8 protein-coding genes and 1 tRNA gene are annotated in these 4835 nt (G+C 67.7%); 8 read left to right on the forward strand and 1 reads right to left on the reverse strand.

Going from position 1 to position 4835, the window contains the following annotated elements; all coding sequences use genetic code 11:
- The 7 genes from DN771_RS28950 to rplA all read left to right on the forward strand — a co-directional run.
- Positions 1 to 637: EF-Tu C-terminal domain-related protein (locus DN771_RS28950; protein WP_240394231.1), on the forward strand; the 637-nt coding region annotated here is incomplete at its 5' end.
- A 59-nt stretch (positions 638 to 696) separates the two neighbouring features.
- Positions 697 to 861, forward strand: coding sequence for a 50S ribosomal protein L33 (rpmG, locus tag DN771_RS28955; protein ID WP_117001071.1), 165 nt, complete (start codon positions 697 to 699; stop codon positions 859 to 861).
- 42 nt (positions 862 to 903) lie between these two features.
- Positions 904 to 977: transfer RNA gene (locus DN771_RS28960), tRNA-Trp, on the forward strand.
- A 51-nt stretch (positions 978 to 1028) separates the two neighbouring features.
- A complete protein-coding gene (secE, locus tag DN771_RS28965; RefSeq protein WP_205528830.1) occupies positions 1029 to 1325 on the forward strand; it encodes a preprotein translocase subunit SecE in 297 nt (98 codons plus the stop codon).
- A complete protein-coding gene (gene nusG / locus DN771_RS30775; protein ID WP_240394232.1) occupies positions 1322 to 2251 on the forward strand; it encodes a transcription termination/antitermination protein NusG in 930 nt (309 codons plus the stop codon). Before secE ends, nusG begins: the two co-directional genes overlap by 4 nt.
- 188 nt (positions 2252 to 2439) lie before the next feature.
- Complete coding sequence (gene rplK, locus DN771_RS28975) at positions 2440 to 2868, forward strand: 50S ribosomal protein L11 (RefSeq protein WP_117001073.1); 429 nt, start codon at positions 2440 to 2442, stop codon at positions 2866 to 2868.
- Positions 2869 to 3025: 157 nt separating this feature from the next.
- A complete protein-coding gene (gene rplA / locus DN771_RS28980; protein ID WP_117001074.1) occupies positions 3026 to 3733 on the forward strand; it encodes a 50S ribosomal protein L1 in 708 nt (235 codons plus the stop codon).
- Between the two features lie 72 nt (positions 3734 to 3805).
- Here rplA and DN771_RS28985 read toward each other — a convergent pair whose 3' ends face one another.
- The gene (locus DN771_RS28985; protein WP_117001075.1) at positions 3806 to 4228 is read right to left on the reverse strand and encodes a universal stress protein; all 423 of its coding nucleotides are present in this window, start codon (positions 4226 to 4228) and stop codon (positions 3806 to 3808) included.
- Positions 4229 to 4399: 171 nt separating this feature from the next.
- Between DN771_RS28985 and DN771_RS28990 the strand changes: the two genes are divergently transcribed.
- A partial coding sequence (locus DN771_RS28990; RefSeq protein WP_162942545.1) for an LLM class flavin-dependent oxidoreductase occupies positions 4400 to 4835 on the forward strand: 436 nt, incomplete at its 3' end.

Below are 4835 nucleotides of genomic sequence, written 5' to 3' on the forward strand. Positions count from 1 at the left end.
TGGGTGGCAGGAGAAGGTGATGGAGCTGATGGCTGCTGCTGACAGTTTCATTCCGGAGCCGCAGCGTGAGTTGGACAAGCCGTTCTTGATGCCGATCGAGGATGTGTTCACGATCACGGGTCGTGGCACGGTGGTGACGGGCAAGGTGGAGCAGGGGATCATTCACACGGGTGACGAGATCGAGATCGTCGGGTTGCGTGATACGCAGAAGACGACGTGTACGGGTGTGGAGATGTTCCGCAAGCTGCTCGATGAGGGTCAGGCGGGTGACAACATCGGTGCGCTTCTTCGTGGCACGAAGAAGGAGGATGTGGAGCGTGGGCAGGTGTTGTGCAAGCCCGGCAGCATCACGCCGCACACGAACTTCGAGGGTCAGGTGTATGTGTTGACGTCGTCGGAGGGTGGGCGTCACAAGCCGTTCTTCAACAATTATCGGCCGCAGTTCTTCTTCCGCACGACGGATGTGACGGGCACGATCGAGTTGCCGGAGGGCACCGAGATGGTGATGCCTGGTGACAACGTGACGATGACGGTCGAGCTGGGTAAGCCGATCGCCATGGACGAGGGCTTGCGTTTCGCCATCCGTGAGGGTGGCCGCACCGTCGGCGCCGGCCGCGTCACCAAGATCCTCAAGTAGGACCCACGGGGGCTCCGCCCCCGTGAACCCCCGAAGACGAAGGTAGAAGGACCACAGCGATGGCCAAGAGTGACAAGCGGGTGAAGATCACCCTCGAATGCACCGAGTGCAAGCGGCGCAACTACATCACGATGAAGTCGAAGATCAACGACCGTGAGCGCCTCGAGATGAACAAGTACTGCGCCCACGAGCGCAAGCACACCGTCCACAAGGAAACCCGGTAACCACCGGGGCCGGGTCGTCACGGTAACGTGGACGGCCCACCGAGGGCAGTAGCTCAGCTGGCCAGAGCATCGGTCTCCAAAACCGACGGTCGGGGGTTCGAATCCCTCCTGCCCTGCCCCTCTCAACGGTCGGCCGCCAGGCCGCCATCAGCACGAACCGAAGTCCAATGTCACTTGACGATCTGAACCGCGAGCAGAAGCGGTCGCTGCGCCGTATGGGTGCCCTCGACGAGCAGGGCAAGCCGACCCGCGCCCAGCGCACGGCCACCGCCAAGAACGCTCGCACCACGCCCCCGCAGTACCTGCGTGAGGTGCGCGACGAGATGCGCAAGGTGGCCTGGCCCACCCGCGACGAGGTCGTCCGGTACTCCATCGTGGTCGTGTGCACCGTCATCGTGTACGCCGCCCTGGTGAGCGGACTCGACTTCGGCTTCGGCTTCCTGTCGGAATGGCTGTACGGATGAGCGACGACACGATGAACGACACCTTCGATGCCGCCGACGACGTGGCCGACACCGACGACGACGTGATCGTCGAGGAGGCCCCGCTCGAAGAGCCCGTCGCCGAGACCGACGGGGACGCCGAGATCGAGAACGCCTACGACGGCAGCCGGGTCACCGAGTCGGCCGAGGAGGACGCCATCGAGGTGGTGCCCGCCGACTACCTCGAAGCTGACGAGGAGGCCGACGAGGCCGCCGCCGACGGCTACGACGTGCCCACCGACGACGACGGCCAGCCGCTCGTCATCGACGCCACCAGCGACGGCGAAGCCGCCGACGGCGAGACCGGCGACACCGAGACCGCCGCCGTCGACACGACCCCCGTCGACGACCCGTGGACCCGTCCCGGGTCGTGGTACGTGGTGCACACCCAGTCGGGCTACGAGAAGAAGGTCACCGCCAACCTGCATGCTCGCATCCAGAGCATGAACATGGAGGACAAGATCTTCGAGGTCGTCATCCCGATGGAGGACGTCGTCGAGTTCAAGAACGGGCGTAAGCAGACGGTGCAGCGCAAGGTATTCCCCGGCTACCTGCTGGTGCGTTGCCGCATGGACGACGAGTCCTGGTACTGCATCCGCAACACGCCCGGTGTCACCGGATTCGTCGGTCAGAGCCGCCAGGGCCAGAAGCCCACTCCGCTCACTCGGCGTGAGGTGCAGACGTTCCTGGTCGCCAAGGGCGACGGCGCCGAGACCACGCCGCGGGCCAAGCCTCGCCTCGAGTACGAGGTGGGCGAGAGCGTTCGCGTGAAGGAAGGTCCGTTCGCCGACTTCTCCGGCGAGATCGCCGAGATCAATGCCGACCACATGAAGCTGAAGGTCCTCGTCAACATCTTCGGGCGCGAGACGCTCGTCGAGATGGACTTCAGCCAGGTCGCCAAACTGTGATCGTCGCCAACCAGTAGCGCACGAGACGAAGAACCCGAAACGACAGGCGCCGGGCGCCGAAGCGAAACCACAGGCGCCGGGCGCCGAAGCGAAACCACAGGCGCCGGGCGCCGAAGCGAAACCACAGGCGCCGGGCGCCGAAGCGAAACCACAGGCGCCGGGCGCCGAAGCGAAAGTAGATACGAGTCATGGCCAAGAAGAAGGTTGCGGCGATCGTCAAGATCCAGATCCCCGCGGGCAAGGCGAGCCCGGCACCGCCCGTCGGTACCGCGCTCGGCCCGCACGGTGTGGCGATCATGGACTTCGTCAAGGCGTACAACGCCGCCACGGAGTCGCAGGTCGGCACGATCGTGCCCGTCGAGATCACCGTGTTCGAGGACCGCACGTTCTCGTTCGTCCTCAAGACGCCGCCGACGCCGGTGCTGCTCCGTGAGAAGGCGGGGCTCGAAAAGGCGTCCACCGAGCCGGGCCGCTCCAAGGCGGGGTCGGTCACCGAGGCGCAGGTCGCTGAGATCGCCGAGATCAAGATGCCCGACCTCAACGCCTACGACCTCGAAGCGGCCAAGCAGCAGGTCCGCGGCACCGCCCGTTCGATGGGTATCGAGGTCGTCGGCTGACGACGACGTCACCGCCTCACGGTTGGTGCCAGGCGCCATCCGTGAGGGCACCGCACACCACGTCTGGTCCGTCCGGGAGCACCTCGCCCGGGGGACGTCACCACTGAGGGAGATCCGATCCGGCCGAGGAGGCCGGACGATTGAAGGGAATCGAGACATGGCAGGCAAGAAGTTCACCGACTCCTTGAAGCGGTTCGACCGGGACCACTTCTACACCCCGACCGAGGCCCTGGAGTTGGCCAAGAGCACGTCGAAGGCGACGTTCGACGAGAGCATCGACGTGTCGGTGCGCCTCGGCGTCGACCCCCGCAAGGCCGACCAGATGGTGCGTGGCACCGTGGCTCTGCCGTCGGGCACCGGCAAGGATGTGCGGGTCGCCGTGTTCGCCGCCGGCGCTGCGGCGCAGGAGGCCCGTGACGCCGGGGCCGACCTCGTCGGCGCCGACGACCTCGCCGCTCAGGTCGAGGCCGGCAAGTTCGACTTCGACATCGCCATCGCCACGCCCGACATGATGCCGCTCGTCGGCCGTCTCGGCCGGGCCCTCGGCCCCCGCGGCCTGATGCCCAACCCCAAGACCGGCACCGTCACCACCGACGTCGGCCGTGCGGTCGGCGAGTTCAAGGGCGGCAAGGTCGAGTACCGGACCGACCGCTACGGCAACGTCCACGTGCCGCTCGGCAAGGCCAGCTTCGAGCCGGCCGCCCTCGAGGCCAACTTCCGCGCCGTGCTCGACGAGCTCAACCGGGCCAAGCCGGCATCCGCGAAGGGCCGCTACCTGAAGAAGATCACCGTGTCGTCGACGATGGGTCCCGGCATCCACATCGACACCAACCGCCTGCGCCCCGACACCGCAGCCGCGGAGTAGTCACCACGACGTCGAAACGGGCCGGTGTGCGCACGAGGTGCGCACACCGGCCCGTTTCGCGTTCCGGCACCGTCAGCGGGCGAGCAGCAGGGGGCAGTGGGCGTGATGCACGAGGTGCTGGCTGACCGAGCCGAGCAGCATTCCCTTGAATCCGCCGAGGCCGCGCGCCCCGACGACGAGCATGCGGGCGCCCTGGGACGCGTGGACCAGGGCCGGGGCCGGGTGGTCGTTGACGACGGTGACCACGACGTCAGCCGGGCGGTCGTCGCCGAGCACCTCGTCGACGATCTGTGACGCCCGGGCGCGGGCCTTGTCCTCGCCGTACTCGGGGTCGAACGTCGGGCCCGGCTGGTCGAGGAAGTTCCACGCATGGACGACCTCGAGGGTGGCCGAGTGGGCGGTGGCCTCTTCGGCCGCCAGGCGGAGGGCCTGCTTGCTCTGCTCGGAGCCGTCGACGCCGACGACGACGGGACCGGTGGCTGACACGGTGCTCATGGCCGGGACGGTACCGCTGCCCGTGAGCCATCACATCCGTGGCTTCGCCGGTGCACCGGAACATCGGCGATCGATGTGCAGGATCGTTCCACTCAGTCTCATTACACTAGACTCAATGGAATCGGACGGCCACCCGGGCCGGCCATTCGAGCGACGTCGGCTGGGGGGACGATGCCCAGAATTCGAGTCAATTGGCTGCCGCGGACGCTCGAGACGACGCGTGCCGTCGCTGCGGCCACAGAGCGCTGTGGACTCGACGGGCTCGGGGTGTGCGACTCGCCGTCGGGCATCGACGTCTACGTCGCCATCGCGGCCGCCGTGGACGTCACCGAGCACATCGCCATCGGGTCCAACGTGACCAACCCGACCACCAGGACGCCCGCTGTCCACGCCGCGGCGGTACGCGGGCTCGCCGAGCTCGGCCCCGGGCGGATCTTCGCTGGATTCGGCACCGGGGACTCGGCCGTGCGAGGCGAGCGGGGCAAGCCGGCGACGTTGGCCCAACTGGAGGCCGCCCTGGCCCGGGTCCGCGCCGATGCGCCGGCCGGCGTGCCGCTGAACGTCGCCGCCGGCGGGCCCCGGGGAGCCGCCCTCGCCGGCCGCGTCG

The sequence above is a fragment of the Desertimonas flava genome, from assembly GCF_003426815.1.
In the GTDB taxonomy this organism is placed as follows: Bacteria; Actinomycetota; Acidimicrobiia; order Acidimicrobiales; family Ilumatobacteraceae; genus Desertimonas; species Desertimonas flava.

Bases quoted from the DNA above. Each gene is read 5' to 3' on its own strand.
- rpmG (WP_117001071.1), top strand. From the start codon at position 697: ATGGCCAAGAGTGACAAGCGGGTGAAGATCACCCTCGAATGCACCGAG.
- secE (WP_205528830.1), top strand. From the start codon at position 1,029: ATGTCACTTGACGATCTGAACCGCGAGCAGAAGCGGTCGCTGCGCCGT.
- nusG (WP_240394232.1), top strand. From the start codon at position 1,322: ATGAGCGACGACACGATGAACGACACCTTCGATGCCGCCGACGACGTG.
- rplK (WP_117001073.1), top strand. From the start codon at position 2,440: ATGGCCAAGAAGAAGGTTGCGGCGATCGTCAAGATCCAGATCCCCGCG.
- rplA (WP_117001074.1), top strand. From the start codon at position 3,026: ATGGCAGGCAAGAAGTTCACCGACTCCTTGAAGCGGTTCGACCGGGAC.
- DN771_RS28985 (WP_117001075.1), bottom strand. From the start codon at position 4,228: ATGAGCACCGTGTCAGCCACCGGTCCCGTCGTCGTCGGCGTCGACGGC.